This is a genomic window from Alsobacter sp., from assembly GCF_059501845.1.
In genome coordinates, this window is the sequence record NZ_JCACDK010000018.1 from 1,912,536 (window position 1) to 1,926,950 (window position 14,415).

Annotated in this window: 13 protein-coding genes; 7 read left to right on the forward strand and 6 right to left on the reverse strand. The window is 68.1% G+C overall.

Annotated features, from left to right (window positions below; all coding sequences use genetic code 11):
* Positions 1-106: 106 nt before the first annotated feature.
* Positions 107-508: a (R)-mandelonitrile lyase gene (locus AC5JCN_RS23885; RefSeq protein ID WP_495757589.1), complete on the reverse strand. Its 402-nt coding sequence runs from the start codon at positions 506-508 to the stop codon at positions 107-109.
* Between the two features lie 179 nt (positions 509-687).
* Here AC5JCN_RS23885 and AC5JCN_RS23890 point away from each other — a divergent pair, with 179 nt between their 5' ends.
* Positions 688-1,701 carry an HAD family hydrolase gene (locus AC5JCN_RS23890; protein ID WP_495757590.1) on the forward strand — a complete coding sequence of 338 codons (1,014 nt, stop codon included), beginning with the start codon at positions 688-690 and terminating at the stop codon, positions 1,699-1,701.
* 65 nt (positions 1,702-1,766) lie between these two features.
* The gene (locus AC5JCN_RS23895; RefSeq protein ID WP_495757591.1) at positions 1,767-2,876 is read left to right on the forward strand and encodes an S-(hydroxymethyl)glutathione dehydrogenase/class III alcohol dehydrogenase; all 1,110 of its coding nucleotides are present in this window, start codon (positions 1,767-1,769) and stop codon (positions 2,874-2,876) included.
* A gap of 205 nt (positions 2,877-3,081) precedes the next feature.
* On the opposite strand, the gene AC5JCN_RS23900 is transcribed toward AC5JCN_RS23895, so the two are convergent.
* Positions 3,082-3,600 carry a Spy/CpxP family protein refolding chaperone gene (locus AC5JCN_RS23900; protein ID WP_495757592.1) on the reverse strand — a complete coding sequence of 173 codons (519 nt, stop codon included), beginning with the start codon at positions 3,598-3,600 and terminating at the stop codon, positions 3,082-3,084.
* 208 nt (positions 3,601-3,808) lie between these two features.
* On the opposite strand from AC5JCN_RS23900, the gene AC5JCN_RS23905 reads away from it, so the two are divergent.
* The 3 genes from AC5JCN_RS23905 to AC5JCN_RS23915 are packed head-to-tail and all read left to right on the forward strand — an operon-like array spanning position 3,809 to position 7,867.
* Positions 3,809-6,424 carry an ABC transporter transmembrane domain-containing protein gene (locus AC5JCN_RS23905; protein WP_495757593.1) on the forward strand — a complete coding sequence of 872 codons (2,616 nt, stop codon included), beginning with the start codon at positions 3,809-3,811 and terminating at the stop codon, positions 6,422-6,424.
* A gap of 7 nt (positions 6,425-6,431) precedes the next feature.
* Positions 6,432-6,899 (forward strand): cyclic nucleotide-binding domain-containing protein, encoded by a 468-nt coding sequence (locus AC5JCN_RS23910; protein ID WP_495757594.1) that lies wholly within the window; start codon positions 6,432-6,434, stop codon positions 6,897-6,899.
* A gap of 38 nt (positions 6,900-6,937) precedes the next feature.
* Positions 6,938-7,867 (forward strand): MBL fold metallo-hydrolase, encoded by a 930-nt coding sequence (locus AC5JCN_RS23915; RefSeq protein WP_495757595.1) that lies wholly within the window; start codon positions 6,938-6,940, stop codon positions 7,865-7,867.
* A gap of 8 nt (positions 7,868-7,875) precedes the next feature.
* Here the strand turns inward: AC5JCN_RS23915 and AC5JCN_RS23920 are convergent, their stop codons facing one another.
* From AC5JCN_RS23920 to AC5JCN_RS23930, 3 genes are all read right to left on the reverse strand, one after another.
* Entirely contained in the window at positions 7,876-8,637 is a 762-nt protein-coding gene (locus AC5JCN_RS23920; protein WP_495757596.1) for a FadR/GntR family transcriptional regulator, read from the reverse strand.
* 196 nt (positions 8,638-8,833) lie between these two features.
* Positions 8,834-9,139 (reverse strand): hypothetical protein, encoded by a 306-nt coding sequence (locus AC5JCN_RS23925; RefSeq protein WP_495757597.1) that lies wholly within the window; start codon positions 9,137-9,139, stop codon positions 8,834-8,836.
* A gap of 479 nt (positions 9,140-9,618) precedes the next feature.
* Positions 9,619-9,852 carry a hypothetical protein gene (locus AC5JCN_RS23930; RefSeq protein WP_495757598.1) on the reverse strand — a complete coding sequence of 78 codons (234 nt, stop codon included), beginning with the start codon at positions 9,850-9,852 and terminating at the stop codon, positions 9,619-9,621.
* Between the two features lie 433 nt (positions 9,853-10,285).
* Between AC5JCN_RS23930 and AC5JCN_RS23935 the strand changes: the two genes are divergently transcribed.
* On the forward strand, positions 10,286-11,359 hold the full coding sequence (locus tag AC5JCN_RS23935; RefSeq protein ID WP_495757599.1) for an FUSC family protein: 1,074 nt from the start codon (positions 10,286-10,288) through the stop codon (positions 11,357-11,359).
* A 142-nt stretch (positions 11,360-11,501) separates the two neighbouring features.
* Positions 11,502-12,668, forward strand: coding sequence for an extracellular catalytic domain type 1 short-chain-length polyhydroxyalkanoate depolymerase (locus AC5JCN_RS23940; RefSeq protein WP_495757600.1), 1,167 nt, complete (start codon positions 11,502-11,504; stop codon positions 12,666-12,668).
* Positions 12,669-12,690: 22 nt separating this feature from the next.
* Here AC5JCN_RS23940 and AC5JCN_RS23945 read toward each other — a convergent pair whose 3' ends face one another.
* The gene (locus AC5JCN_RS23945; RefSeq protein WP_495757709.1) at positions 12,691-14,415 is read right to left on the reverse strand and encodes an HWE histidine kinase domain-containing protein; all 1,725 of its coding nucleotides are present in this window, start codon (positions 14,413-14,415) and stop codon (positions 12,691-12,693) included.

A 14,415-nucleotide genomic window follows, 5' to 3' on the forward strand; every position in this document is an offset into this window, starting at 1 on the left:
CCTCCCCCGTGCACGGGGGAGGGCAGGGTGGGGGGATGCCGGCTGTCGGAAAGGTCTTTTGAAAAATGCGGGTCTGAAGACCCGCGCTCCGCGAACTGGGTTATTCTCAGCTTCCTGCGCCAAACTCTTCGTCGCTGACCTGCTCCATCCACTCCACTGTCTTGCCATCGAGCTTTTCCTGGATGGCGATGTGGCTCATGCCGGTCGTGGCGGTCGCGCCGTGCCAGTGCTTCTCGCCGGGCTCGAACCACACCACGTCGCCTGGCCGTATCGTCTCGACCGGGCCGCCCTGGCGCTGGCACCAGCCGCATCCAGCGGTGACGAGCAGGGTTTGCCCGAGGGGATGCGTGTGCCACGCCGTACGCGCTCCCGGCTCGAAGGTGACGTGCGCTCCCGCCACCCGAGCGGGGTCGGGGGCGCTGAACAGCGGGTCGATTTGAACCCGGCCGGTGAACCAGTCGGCGGGACCGGTGCCTGAGGGCCGCGATCCCGAGCGGTGGATGTGCATGGCGATGTCCCTCTGCGCTGTAATCTGCCTCGATCGAACCTAGCGCATCCCGGCCGAGTGCCCAGTCCCGGATCGGCAGGGTTGACCTTCAGCTTCGCCACCCGCAGCTTGATGCAACCATCCCGCGCAATTCTGGCGCGGCAAGCCGATGGATGACGCGACACAGGGGGACGACAATGATGAGCCAAGGCCCAATCTGGTCCCGCCGTGCCGCGCTAGCCGCCGCGCTTGGAGGCCTGTCTCTTCCCCTTCTCCCGAGTGTATCCCTCGCTCAGGCCGATCCGCTTCCATCCTGGACGCAGGGCGATGCCAAGGGCCGTATCCTCGACTTCGTCGCCCGCGTCACCACGCCGGGTGGACCGGACTTCGTTCCGGTGGAGGAGCGCATCGCCACCTTCGACAATGACGGCACGCTGTGGGCCGAGCAGCCGATGTATTTCCAGCTCGCCTTCGCCATAGACCGGGTGAAGGCGCTCGCCAGCCAGCATCCGGAGTGGACGACCAAGCCGCCTTTCGACGCCGTCCTCTCGGGCGACAGGGCGGCGCTCGCCGCTTTGGGCGAGAAAGGCTTCCTCTCGCTCGTGGCAGCCACCCACGCGGGCGTCACGGTCGCGGAGTTCGAGAAGACGGTGCGCGACTGGCTGGCAACGGCCCGCCATCCGCGCTTCGACCGGCCCTACACCTCGCTCGTTTACCAGCCGATGCTGGAACTCCTCACCTTCCTGCGCGCCAGCGGCTTCAAGACCTTCATCGTCTCGGGCGGCGGCGTCGAGTTCATGCGGCCCTGGGTGCCGGCCACCTACGGCATCCCGCCCGAACAGATCGTGGGGTCCAGCGGACGCACCGCCTTCCGGCTCGACGGCGACATCCCGGCCATCGTCAAGCTGCCCGAGATCGAGTTCATCGACGACGGCCCGGGCAAGCCCGTCGGCATCAACCGCTTCATCGGCCGCCGCCCCGTCTTCGCCGCCGGCAATTCCGACGGCGACCTGCAGATGCTGCAATGGACGACGCTCAACACCGGCCCGCGCTTCGCCATGATCGTCCACCACACCGACGCCGAGCGCGAATGGGCCTATGACCGCAACAGCTCCGTCGGCCGCCTCGACAAGGCCCTGGACGAGGCCCCGCGTCGCGGCTGGCTTGTCGTCGACATGAAGAACGACTGGGGGAGGGTGTTTCCGGAGGGGTAGTCCGCCCCTTCCCCCACCTCCCCGCCCGTGTAGGATGCGCGCCGACCATCCAGGGAGCGTCCTCCATGAAGACCCGTGCCGCCGTCGCCTTTGCCGCCAAGAAGCCGCTCGAGATCGTCAAGCTCGATCTGGAGGGCCCGCGGGCGGGGGAAGTGCTGGTCGAGGTGAAGGCGACCGGCATCTGCCATACCGACGAGTTCACCCTGTCGGGTGCCGATCCCGAGGGGCTGTTTCCGGCCGTGCTCGGGCATGAGGGCGCGGGCGTGGTGGTCGATGTCGGGCCGGGCGTGACGACGCTGCGCAAGGGCGACCACGTCATCCCGCTCTACACGCCCGAGTGCCGCGAGTGCGAATACTGCCTCTCGCGCAAGACGAACCTCTGCCAGAAGATCCGCTCGACGCAGGGCAGGGGGCTGATGCCGGACGGCTCCAGCCGCTTCAGCTACCAGGGGCAGCCGGTGCTCCACTACATGGGCACCTCGACCTTCTCCAACTACATCGTCGTGCCCGAGATCGCGCTGGCGAAGATCCGCTCGGACGCGCCCTTCGACAAGGTCTGCTACATCGGCTGCGGCGTCACCACCGGCATCGGCGCGGTGATCTGGACGGCGAAGGTGGAAACGGGCGCCCGCGCCGTCGTCTTCGGGCTCGGCGGCATCGGCCTCAACGTCATCCAGGGCCTGCGGCTCGTAGGCGCCGAGCAGATCATCGGGGTCGACGTGAACCCGTCCAAGAAGGCGATGGCCGAGAAGTTCGGCATGACCCACTTCGTCAACCCCAACGAGGTGGAAGGCGACCTTGTGCCCTACCTCGTCGACCTCACCAAGGGCGGCGCCGACTATTCGTTCGACTGCACCGGCAATGTGAAGGTCATGCGCACCGCGCTGGAATGCGCGCACAAGGGCTGGGGCCAGTCGATCATCATCGGCGTGGCGCCCGCGGGCGCGGAGATCTCGACCCGGCCGTTCCAGCTCGTCACGGGCCGCGTCTGGAAGGGCTCGGCCTTCGGCGGAGCGAGGGGCCGCACCGACGTGCCGCGCATCGTCGACTGGTACATGGACGGCAAGATCAACATCGACGACCTGATCACGCACACCATGCCGCTGGAGCGCATCAACGAAGGCTTCGACCTGATGCACGAGGGCAAGTCGATCCGGAGCGTGGTGGTTTACTGAGGGCGCACCGTCTCACGCTTTTAGTTCGACCGCAGGGGCGAGCGGGGCGGGGTCCATCGTGGTGGTCACGGCCGCGTCCCCCGCCTCCCGTCAGCGGACGCATCCCCCGCCCCGCGCCCTGGCCCGCCGCTGACGGCGGGGCGGGACCGGCCTCCCCTCAAAGGCCGGTCCGCCGCAGGGCCCTGCCGGGGCGCACATGGCGGGGTCAGCCCCGCCCGTGCATCCCGAACCCCATCATTCCGCCGCCGCGGACCCAGCGCAGGCGGTCCCTCTGGGTGTCGTCGAGCTTGGCGTAGAGGGCGTCGAAGGCGGGCCGCACGGTGCGGATGGCGTCGAGACCGGCGCTCATGCGCTTCTCGGCCAGTGCAAGCCGTCCCGGAGGCGTGCGGTCGTCGCGCTCGGCCTGCGTCGGGCAGGCGGCCTTCATGCCGGTCTCGGCCTTCTCCATCGCCGCCTTCAGGGCGTCGAACTCCGGCTTCTGCGCCTCGGTCGGGCGGATCGTTCCCTCCAGGCGCTCGGCGATCCGCGGCGCGAACGTCTGGTCGGACGCGCAGAATCGCTCGCCCCACTGTCCGCGCTCGCCATGTTTTCCGCCGTGCATCTTGGCGTGCATCCAGCCGTGCCCGCCTGGTCCGTCACCGGGGGCTGCGACCGCGAATCCCAGGCCGCCCAGCAACGCCACACCGGCGCCCAGACCCAGGAGTGATTTGCGCGAGATGGCCATGTCGGTCTCCATCGTCAGCTGACCGGTACTGCGTCAGCAGGGACATTCGAGCGGAATCGACGTGGAGCGCCGCTGACGGGCGAATTACATTTTGGAAAGGTGATGACCGGCAGCGTGTTTTCCGGTTGCAGGGCGACGCGATCATCGTCACGCTCCTGACTGCCCGGCCTCCCGGCCCGCGGCTGGCCCAGGTCTTCTGGCGCGGCGCATGGAACGCAACCTTTTCCGGTACATCTGGACGCACAGCCGGCGGGAGCAGCTCGTCATCCTGGCGATCGTGCTGGCTTCGCTGCCGTTCTATTTCTGGTCGCTCGACCTGCCGCGGTCCATCGTCAACGACGCGATCCAGGGTCGTGCCTTCACGAACGGCAAGGCCGAGGCGATCCTGTTCTCGTGGAAACCGGGCCTGCCGGATTATCTCGGCGGCGGCCACGTCGACCTGTTCGATGGTATCTCGCTGTCCCGGCTCGACTATCTGCTGGCTCTGAGCGGCGCCTTCCTCGTGCTCGTCGTCATCAACGGCGCGTTCAAGTACGTCATCAATGTCCGGAAGGGCGCGATGGGCGAGCGGCTGCTGCAACGCATCCGGCACGACCTCGCCTCGCTGATGCTGCGAGCCGGCCCGGAGGCGCTGCGCACGGTCAAGCCGTCCGAGATGGCGACCGTCGTGAAGGACGAGGTGGAGCCGATCGGCGGCTTCGTCGGGGATGCCTTCGTGCAGCCCGTCTTCCTTGGCGGCCAGGCGCTCACCGCACTCGCCTTCATCATGGTGCAGAGCCTGCCGCTGGGCGGGATCGCCGCAGCCATCGTGCTCGGGCAGGGCGTCCTGATCCCACGCCTCAGGCGCGAGCAGCTGCGGCTCAGCCGCCAACGCCAGATCGCATCGCGTGCGCTCGCGGGACAGGTAGGCGAGCTCGTCGAGGGCATGGCCGCCGTGCACGGCCACGGCACGGGCCGCTACGAAATGGCGCGGATCGACGGCCGGCTCGGGCTGCTCTACGAGATCCGCTTCGCGCTCTACAAGCGCAAATTCGCCGTCAAATTCATCAACAACTTCCTCGCGCAACTGACCCCGTTCATCTTCTATGCGCTGGGTGGCTACCTGGCGCTGCGCGGCAGCCTCGACATCGGCCAGTTGGTCGCCGTCATCGCCGCCTACCGCGAGCTGCCCCCGCCGGTGAAGGAACTCATCGACTGGGACCAGCAGCGCATGGACGTGCAGGTCAAGTACGAGCAGATCGTCGAGCAGTTCGCCTTCGCCGGGGTGGGGGAGGAAGACGGAGCAGAGCGCGCCCCGCTGGCCGACCTGTCGCACGGGCCGCTATCGGCGGAAAACGTCCATATCGTCGGTCACGGCGGTCAGGTGCTCGTCTCCTCGACCAGCTTCGCCACGCCGCTGCCCGCCAGCATCGGATTGCACTCGGGAACGGGTGAAGCCGCCGAGGGATTTGCTCGGGCCATCGCCCGTCAGGCGCAGTTCTCCGGGACGATCCGCATCGGTGCCACCGACATCGGCTCGGCACCGCGCGAGGCGCTGACAGGCCCGCTTGCCTATGTCGGCCCCGAGCCAGTCATTTTCCACGGCACGATCCGCGAGAACGTCGCGTACGGCCTCAACCGGCGTGACCCCGGCGCGGACGCAGACACCGCGGCCTGGCTGGACTGGGAGGCCGCCGGGGCGTCCGGGCCGGAGGAACTCGACGCCCGCATCGTCCAGGCCCTCGCCGTCTGCGGGCTCGACGATGCCGTCTATCGCGCCGGTCTCGGCGGTCTCGTCGATCCCGCGGCTTCGCCGGACCTCGCCCGCATGGCCGTGGAGGCACGCGACGAAGTGGTGCGCCGGCTGTCGGCGAGCGGGCATTCGGCACTTGTCGAACGCTTCGACGACACGGCCTACAATTCCAACGCCACGCTAGGGGAAAACCTCCTCTTCGGCAGCCCGTCCGGCAAGGCCGCCCGCGAGAGGCTGCCATCCGACGAGCGCTTCCGCGCGGCGCTCGACGCGCTTGACCTGTCGCGCCCGCTCGCCGACGTGGGGCTGAAGATCGCCTCCACCATGGTCGACATCTTCGCCGACCTGCCGTCCGACCACTTCCTCTTCGAGCAGTTCTCCTTCATCTCGGCCGAAGACCTGCCGGACTTCGCGCGCATCGTGTCGCGGCTGGAACGCGGCGGCGAGCCGAGCCGGGAGGAGGCGGGCCGCCTCATTGATCTCGCCTTCGACTATGTCGAGCCCCGCCACCGCCTCGGCCTGCTGACGCCCGACCTGGCCCTGCGGGTGCTCGCCGCGCGGCCCCAGCTGCGCCGGCAATTGCCGGACGGCCTGGCCGGCATGATCGAATTTCTCGACCCGGCCGGCTACATGGCCCACGCCCCGCTGCGTGACAACCTTCTGTTCGGACGCATCGCGTATGGTGTTCCAGGCGCCGAGGCAAAGGTGCTGGAAGTGGTGCGGAAAACCGTGGCCGACCTTGGACTCATCGGCGAGATCTATCGCCTCGGCCTGTCGACCCCCGCCGGTTACGGCGGGCGGCTGCTCACCCCCGCGCAGCGCGCCGGCGTGGCGCTCGCCCGCGCCCTCGTCACGCGTCCGCAGGTGCTCGTCATCGACGACGCCTTGGCGAGCTTCGGAGCCGTGGAGCGTGCCGCAGCCACGGCGCGGCTGGTGCAGCAGAGCAAGGGCAGGACACTGGTCATGGTGGTTCGCGACGCAGGGTTGCTGAAGCACTTCGACACTCGCATCGAGTGGGATGGCAGCACCCTCGCCTCTGTCGACGACGATGCAAGCGAGGGCGCTGCGGCGGTTGCAGGCGCTGCGGGCTGAGGGCAGGATGGTTCTTGAGATGGGTCTGGAAAGCGAAGTCGACGTCCTCAAGGCAGTCCCGATCTTTCGCGGGCTGGACCCCCGTCGCCTGAAGTTGATTGCCTTCACGAGCCAGAGACTCGCGTTTCCCGGCGGAGAGACCATGTTCCGGCAGGGCGACGAGTCAGACGCCGCCTACGTGATCCTCGAAGGAGAGGCCGACGTGCTCCTCGACACCGCCACGGGCCCGCTCGTGGTGTCTCATCTGAAGCGGCACGACATCGTCGGCGAGATGGGCGTCATCACGGGAGCGCCGCGCTCGGCGACGGTGGTTGCGCGCACGACGCTGGTGGTGCTGCGCCTTCCCAAGGATCATTTTCTCGGCCTGCTCCGGGAGTTCTCCCAGCTTTCGCAGGCCGTGCTGACCGATCTCGCGCACCGACTGGAGGCGACGAACCGTCTCCTCTCGGCCCGCGCGGGGGGTGCGCGGTCTTGAGCCGGCAAGGCGGCAAGGCGGCGGGCCGGGGATAGCGCATGGACATGTCGGATGGCCCGAACCGATCGGGAGGCGAGCCGGTGAGCCCGACCATCAGGGGACGCAAGGACCAGGGCGGCATTGAAGTCGCCTTCTGGGGCGTGCGCGGCTCCTTCACCGTCGCCGACAGGCGGGTGGAGCGCTACGGCGGCAACACCGCTTGCGTCGAAATCAGGGCGGGTGGCCGCACCTTCATCATCGATGCCGGGTCCGGCATCATCGGGCTCGGGCAGTCTGCGAAATGGGCCAAGAACGCCCGCATCGACATCCTCGTCAGCCACCTGCACCACGATCACATCGCCGGTCTCGCCTTCTTTGAGCCGCTCTACCAGGCAGGCACGACGGTCCGCATCCACTGCGGGCATCTCGGCGGCGCCAGCGCGCAAGAGGCGCTGAGCCGCATGTTCGACCAGCCGCTCTTTCCGCTGCGGCTTGACGACCTGCCCGCGACCATCGAGCATCACGGCTTCAAGGCGGGCGAGACGCTCGCCTTCGGCGCCGGCTGTTCCGTCCGCACGACGCTGCTGGAGCATCCCGGCGGCTCGACCGGCTACCGCTTCGACCATGGCGGCTGCAGTGTCTGCTACGTGAGCGACGTCGAGCACGCGGCGGACGGACCCGATCCGGGGCTCGTCGCCTTCGTCAAGGACGCCGACCTCGTCATCTACGACGCCATGTTCACCGAAGAGGAATATGGCCGTCACGTCGGCTGGGGGCACTCCACCTGTGCGGCCGGCGTAGCCTTGTGCAAGGCCGCGGGGGCCCGTGCCCTGGCGGCCTTCCACCACCACCCGTTCCGCGACGACGCCGCGCTCGACGATATCGAGGCCGGTCTCGCGCGTTCGCTTCCCGGTTCCTTCGTCGCCCGCGAGGAGCAGTCGTGGAAGATGGCTCCCGGCTACGGCGAGCCGACGATGATGCGGACCTGAGGAGCCTCTCAGCCCTTCGCCTTCGCCTGCGTACGCCAGATGTCGTCCGAGGACAGGCCGACAAGCTTCTCCATCGCGGAGCGTGCCGCAGCCGCGTCGCCCGCGGCGATAGCCTCGTAGACGTGCAGGTGGTCGAGATAGGATTCGCGCATCTGACCGCCCGGGCGGCTCTTCAGCACATTCGACCAGCGGATCGTCGAGCCGATACTGCTCGACAGCGCAACCAGCGCCTCGTTGCCGGTGGCGGCGAGGATGTTGTGGTGAAAATCCAGGTCCGCCTGGTTGCCGGCGGCCGAGGCCAGCGTCTCCTGCTTCATCGTCGCGAGGGCGGCGGCGAGCCCTTCGAGGTCCGCCTCGCTCCGACGCTCGGCGGCCAGGGCCGCGGCGCTGGGCTCGACGATGCGCCTAAGTTCAAACAGCTGGGTGATGAAGGACGGGCTCGGCTCGACCTCGAAATGCCAGGACAGCACGTCGGGGTCGATCATGTTCCAGTGGCTGCGCGGCAGGATGCGCGTGCCCGTCTTCGGGCGGCTCTCCACCAGCCCCTTGGCGGCAAGAATGCGGATCGCCTCGCGGTAGGCCGTGCGCGACACGTCGAGCCTTCGGCTCGCATCGTCCTCGTTGGGCAGAACGTCGCCGGGCTTGTGCCGGCCGCCGATGATGGCGACCGCCATGTCGTGGGCGATCGAGCCGTGGATCCGGCGGCGGTCGTTGAGAGCGCGGGGCCCACTCTGGCCCGTCTGTGGGAGCGGTTTGCGCTGCACGTTCATGACGTGCCCCCGCGTGGTGTCCCGCCCCTCGGGCCTGCCGGTCCTGGGGCGCGGCGGGGAAGTTCCGGCGCCAGGTCCATGCTCGTGCTCCGCGCTGAGGCCTTGTTCAGGCCCGTTCGACTCCGTACGGCCTGAACTTTCCTAGCGACGGCGGCAATAGGCAACGACTATCTGGCGGAGAGGCCGCGTTGGCGGCTCAGGCGGTGGCGCTGTCGCGGCGCTTGACCGTGGCCGGAAGCTCGGCTTCGGCCGTTTCCTCGGCCTCGCCCGCTCCGAGAACCATGACAGCGAAGGCTGCTCCGCCGAAATAGGCGAGTTGCAGGCCGACGACCGGTGCGACGACGCCCCAGAACAAAAATGTCCAGCCGGAGAAGGCCGACAATCCAATCCCGGCGAAGAAGAAGATGCCGATGCCGATCGCGACAGACATCGCGCGGGCTAGGCAGACCCCCATGAGCCCGCCAAGGGCCAAGGCAAGGAGGAGGGGCGCGACAGTGGTCACGTTCAGGTCCCTTCAGATCGGCAATACCAGTCTTCTGTCCACAACGGCGATCCTTCGCCGCGTCCGAACTGAAGAGCGAATTCGCCAATGACGGACTCGCACCCCACTTCACTGTTTCATTATGGCGTACTCGACAGAAATGGAAAGCCGAACACGTGGATATCGTGAAGCAGCCCTTTCCGAATGCGAGGACCACCGGTGAAAAATCATGAAGGGAAAGTAATGGGTAAATGCAACTATAGCTTGTATCCATAACAGATCCTTTCCGCGATGTCCGGGTCACCGTCAGACACCGTCGGAAGAGGCTGGACGCTTTCGGGGCGCCTTCGGCACCATCGGTCTCCAACACCCGCTGCCCCAAGGCGGCCCGGCAGGGCGCACGAAAAGCGCCGGCACAAAACTGCGCCGGCGCTGGATCATGCTCGGGTTCTGGAAAGGCCGGGTCCGCGATATCGGCGTCCGCGACCTGCGTCATCGCCTCAGGGGGCGAGCGGGTTCAATCTGATCGAGATGAGCGGAGCGAGATCCGCCAGGGCCGCCCGAAGGTCCCTTTCCAGATTGGTGGGTTCGAAAGCCTTCTGTTCCGGAGCAATGTCGATCTCGAACGAGTCCGTCGAGGCCGAGCCTGCGACGCTCCGGATCGACGGTTCGCGGATGCGACCCTCGACGATGAATGGTTTCAAGCGGCGACGGATCTTGTCTTCGAGTTCCATACGTATCTCCCGTCCGAGCCCTTCAAGACGACACCATTGCGCAAATAATGGCATTTGTCAGCGGGAACGTAGCGTTTCGAGTCCCCACCTCATGAATTCGGTGGCAACGCGCGCTTGTTCACACCAACAAAATGAGCCGAAAAATCAGGCAAGTGTGCTTAGAAAAAAGTCATAACGCTGTTTAACCAAGCACTACTTCCCGGCGACAACTCAGCGAAAAGCTGGAGGTCCTGCGACCTAAGCCTCTGCATGTGAGAGACGAAATGCGGCTGGGGAATGGCGGCATTAACGCGCCGTTCACTTTCCGGCTGCCCAGGGGGAGGCGTGTGCGGAAGGGGTTGCATGCCCGGGGCAGGACGGGCAGGACTCTCGACTTCCCGTTCAAGGTGTTCGGTTGACTGGACTTGCCTGGCTCCGCTCCCACGATCCCGAGATGCGCCTTGCGCTTCGGGTGACGATCGCCGCGGGAGTGGCCTTTCTGATCGCGCGCCTGTTCCAGCTTCCACAGGGCTTCTGGGCCGTCATCACGGCGGTCATCGTGATGCAGGCGAGCGTCGGCGGATCATTGAAGGCGGCGACGGACCGATTCGCGGGCACGTTGGCGGGAGCCATCGTCGGCGCGGCCGTGGCCGTCTCGGTCCCGCATGCCTCGACGCCGACGCTTTTCCTGGCAGTCGTGGCGGCGACGGCACCCCTGGCGTTTCTTGCAGCCCTGAAGCCGAGCTTCCGGGTCGCGCCGGTGACGGCTCTCATCATGCTCCTGCCCAGCGGCGCGGCGATCCCCGATCCCTGGGAGGCGGCGCTCTACCGCGTGATCGAGATCGGCATCGGCAATGTCGTCGGGATTGTCGTCGCCCTGCTCGTGCTGCCGGCCCGCGCGCATCGCCAGGCTCGCGAGACGGCAGCTGCCATCGCCGATCTCAATGCCGATTTGCTCTCGGTTCTTTTCGATCCCGGCCTATCCGGCGATGGCCGGGTGGGAGCCGCGGCCATCCATGCCCGAATCCGGGCGGCGCTGAAGCAACTCGAGACGGCCGCCGACGAAGCCTCCCGCGAGCGGCGCAGCCATTTGACCGACCAGCCCGATCCCGAGCCGCTGGTGCGCGTCCTCTATCGCATCCGCCACGACCTGGTGATGATCGGCCGGGCGGCTGCGGTCGCCCTTCCCGAGACGCTGGCGGCGCGCATGGCGCCGTGCATCGCCGCTGTCCGGGATGCGGCCCGCGCACGTCTGGCCGCCACCTCAGGGGCATTGCGAACCGGGACCCGCGTGCCGCCGGACACTGCGCTGGACGAGGCAATCCGCACCTATTCGTCCGAAATCGAGGCCATCCGCGCAGAGGGTACGCTGCGCGGGCAGCCGGCCGCCGTCATCGGCCGTTTCTGGTCGCTGCCTTTTGCCTTTGAGCAGCTGCAGCAGGATCTCGGAGACCTCGCCCTCCTCACGGATGGCTGGTCCGCAACGCGCCGATCCGGCGGCGACGCGGCTCCCGAGCCCTCCTCCTGACATCGCACGGTGAAACCGCTGCGATCTGTCCCGTCTTCGCTGCACCGCAAAAAATGAATTGTGCGATGCAGCAACCCTCCGCCATGATGCGCGTTGATCGATCTTCACTTCTCAATGGCCCGGAACGCGGCCAGGAGGCGGCATGGCGCGACTGAACCGCACAATCGGCGATCTCCGGCAAATGCAGGAGCGCTGGGCCTCCACACTCGGCGGAGGACCACAGGCCTGGCAAAAGCCCGGCCGGCCCGGACCTTCGCTCGACGAGACGACACAGTTCGGCGTCAACCCGGGCGGGCTGAGGATGTTCAGCCACGTGCCCGACGGGCTGGAGCGGGGCGCCGCGCTGGTCGTGGCGCTGCATGGTTGCACGCAGGATGCGTCCTCCTACGCCCGCGGCTCGGGCTGGATCACGCTCGCGGACCGGCATGGTTTCGCCGTGCTGCTGCCTGAGCAGACCCCTCGCGGAAACGCGAAGGGGTGCTTTTCGTGGTTCGATCCCCGCCTGACCCGGCGAGACCTGGGCGAAGTTGCATCGATCCGTGCCATGATGGACACGATGATCGCGCGCCACGGGCTCGACCCGGCCCGCGTTCACGTCACCGGCCTTTCGGCGGGCGCGGCGATGGGGGCCTCGCTTCTTGCGGCCTACCCCGAGCGCTTCGCCTCGGCCGGGCTCGTCGCCGGACTCCCGCACGGCGCGGCTGTCTCCGTGCAGCAGGCCTTCGAAGCCATGGCCCAGGGCGGTCGCAAGACGCCGCAGCAGTGGGGCAACCTGGTTCGCGCGGCATCGGCCCATCAAGGGGCCTGGCCGCGGGTCTCCATCTGGCACGGCGATGCCGACCGCACGGTGGTGACCGGCAACGCCGACGCGCTCGTGGCGCAGTGGACCGACGTGCACGGTCTCGATGTCCGGGCGGGACTGGACCGCTCTGGCGACGGAGTGCGCCGGCAGGTCTGGCTCGGGACTGACGGCGCCGTCGCGGTCGAGCGGGTGCTCGTGCCGGGGCTCGGCCACGGGCTTCCCATCGACGCCGGCATCGACGGCGGAGGCGAGGAGGGCGCGTTCTTCCTTGAAGCGGGTGTCGCGTCGAGTGCCGCCCTCTGTGATTTCTTCGGCATCAGCGATAGCGCGTCGCGACCCGAGTTCCGGCCGGCTGCGGGCCCCGCAGACCGCGGCCCTGGCCGGGACGCCGTCCGGGGCGCCTCCGGGCGCCCCGGCGGCACCTCCGCTGCCGCCGGCGTGGGTGGCATCGATGTCGGCGAGGTCATCTCGCGCGCCCTCCGCAGCGCGGGACTGCTGAAGGACTAGGCTCCGGGACGTTTCGCCGAGGCTAAGTGGCCGGTGTGGTGCGGATGCGGCACACCACACCTGCCGGCTCGTAGTCCAGCGAGACCTCTCCGAGGTCGCGGCCAAAACCCTGCCGGATGAGGCGGGTGCCGAAGCCGCTCCGCTCCGGCGGCACGACAGGCGGCCCGTCGATCTCGCGCCAGGTGAGGTCGACGGACCCGGTCGCCGGATCCGCGGACCAGGTGACGCTTACCTTGCCGTGATCCGTCGAGAGCGCTCCGTACTTGGCGGCGTTCGTGCGCAGCTCGTTCAGCACCATGGTGAAAGCCAGCGTCTGGCGCGGCGTCAACTCGACGCTTCCGCCGGAGATCTCGAAGCGCCCACCGGGCCCGTCGAGTGGCCGGGCGACGCTGTCCACCACGACTTTCAGGTCGGCGCTTTCCCAGTTTTCCCGCGTCAGGATGTCGTGCGCCTTGGACAGGGCGACGATGCGCTCGGAGAACTGCGGCAGCGCGTCGGCCGTGCGCTCCGCCTGCTTGAAGGTGGCGGAGGCGATGGCCTGCACGGTGGCGAGAATGTTCTTCACGCGGTGATCGAGCTCGTGCACCAGCAGGTCGCGATGCTGCTGCTGCTCGTCGACGCGGTCCATCATGCGATCGAGTGCGGCTCCCAGCGCGCCGATCTCGCCGGAGTTCTCGCGGTAGCCGCTGCGTGCCGCCATGTCCCCCGCGCGGCGCTGCTCGACGGTGCCGATCAGCCCGAGGACGGGCTTTCTGATCACCCGATCACCGACGAGCCATGCTGCCAGCAAGGCGAGCAGGGCACCTGCGCCCGCTATGTAGGCGCTCAGCCGCGCCGCGCGGCTCACGGCGCCGTAGCTGGCCTCGTCGGAAAGGCCGGCGCTGACATACAATCCCGAGGCCTGCAGTGCCGGCGGCACATAGCCGAGCACGCGGCGGGTCCCGTCCTGGCTGGTGATGTCCTCCGTGCCCGCCACGGTGCCGCGGACCAGCCGCATGTAGGCCTGAGGGATGTGCGAGCCGACGAACTGCTCGGGAAGCGGCTCGCGCGCCAGGATGGTGCCGTTGCCGTCGGCGATCGTCAGGGAGCCGCCGGGCGGCAGGCCCCTGTCGCGCAAGCGGCTGCCGAGCCAGCGCAGATCGATGGCCGCCAGGAGAACGACACGGCCTTCCGCTTCGCTGGCCACCGGCATCCCAAGCGGCAGCACCGGCCGGGGCGGCGACCCCGCCATGACGAAGGTGCCAATGACGAGACGATCCGCCTCCGAGACATGGCGAATCCAGCCGGGGTCGAACATGGAGGCTTCGTCCGTTCCGGCTTCTGGCCCGCACCGCACATTTCCCGATGCGTCGACGACGCTCAGCCCGAGCAGCTGCGGCGACTGCTCCTGCAGATGGCTGATGTAGCGGCCGCAGACTTCCGGCTGCCGGGACGTCACGTCTCGCGACATCGCCACCGCCGCCATCAGCGAGCCGACCCCCTCCCAGATGCGATCGAGCTCCGAGGAGGCGAGGCGGGCGCTGCGCAGCGCGAGGTCGTGCACTTCCGCCCGGCGCAGGCGGTCGATGTTCCATTCGGTGTAGCCGACCACGGCGAGGGCCGGCAGTAGGGTGGCCAGCGTCAACGCCAGAAGCCGGAGGCGCAGCGAGGGGATGAACCCGAACGTCTGCCCGGTCTTGGCCGATGCCGGCCCGGTACCGCCAGCGGGAGCGGAGGGATCGTCGGTGGCGGAGGCGAACTGGTTCAT

Bases quoted from the DNA above. Each gene is read 5' to 3' on its own strand.
- AC5JCN_RS23885 (WP_495757589.1), bottom strand. From the start codon at position 508: ATGCACATCCACCGCTCGGGATCGCGGCCCTCAGGCACCGGTCCCGCC.
- AC5JCN_RS23890 (WP_495757590.1), top strand. From the start codon at position 688: ATGAGCCAAGGCCCAATCTGGTCCCGCCGTGCCGCGCTAGCCGCCGCG.
- AC5JCN_RS23895 (WP_495757591.1), top strand. From the start codon at position 1,767: ATGAAGACCCGTGCCGCCGTCGCCTTTGCCGCCAAGAAGCCGCTCGAG.
- AC5JCN_RS23900 (WP_495757592.1), bottom strand. From the start codon at position 3,600: ATGGCCATCTCGCGCAAATCACTCCTGGGTCTGGGCGCCGGTGTGGCG.
- AC5JCN_RS23905 (WP_495757593.1), top strand. From the start codon at position 3,809: ATGGAACGCAACCTTTTCCGGTACATCTGGACGCACAGCCGGCGGGAG.
- AC5JCN_RS23910 (WP_495757594.1), top strand. From the start codon at position 6,432: ATGGTTCTTGAGATGGGTCTGGAAAGCGAAGTCGACGTCCTCAAGGCA.
- AC5JCN_RS23915 (WP_495757595.1), top strand. From the start codon at position 6,938: ATGGACATGTCGGATGGCCCGAACCGATCGGGAGGCGAGCCGGTGAGC.
- AC5JCN_RS23920 (WP_495757596.1), bottom strand. From the start codon at position 8,637: ATGAACGTGCAGCGCAAACCGCTCCCACAGACGGGCCAGAGTGGGCCC.
- AC5JCN_RS23930 (WP_495757598.1), bottom strand. From the start codon at position 9,852: ATGGAACTCGAAGACAAGATCCGTCGCCGCTTGAAACCATTCATCGTC.
- AC5JCN_RS23935 (WP_495757599.1), top strand. From the start codon at position 10,286: ATGCGCCTTGCGCTTCGGGTGACGATCGCCGCGGGAGTGGCCTTTCTG.
- AC5JCN_RS23940 (WP_495757600.1), top strand. From the start codon at position 11,502: ATGGCGCGACTGAACCGCACAATCGGCGATCTCCGGCAAATGCAGGAG.
- AC5JCN_RS23945 (WP_495757709.1), bottom strand. From the start codon at position 14,415: ATGAACCAGTTCGCCTCCGCCACCGACGATCCCTCCGCTCCCGCTGGC.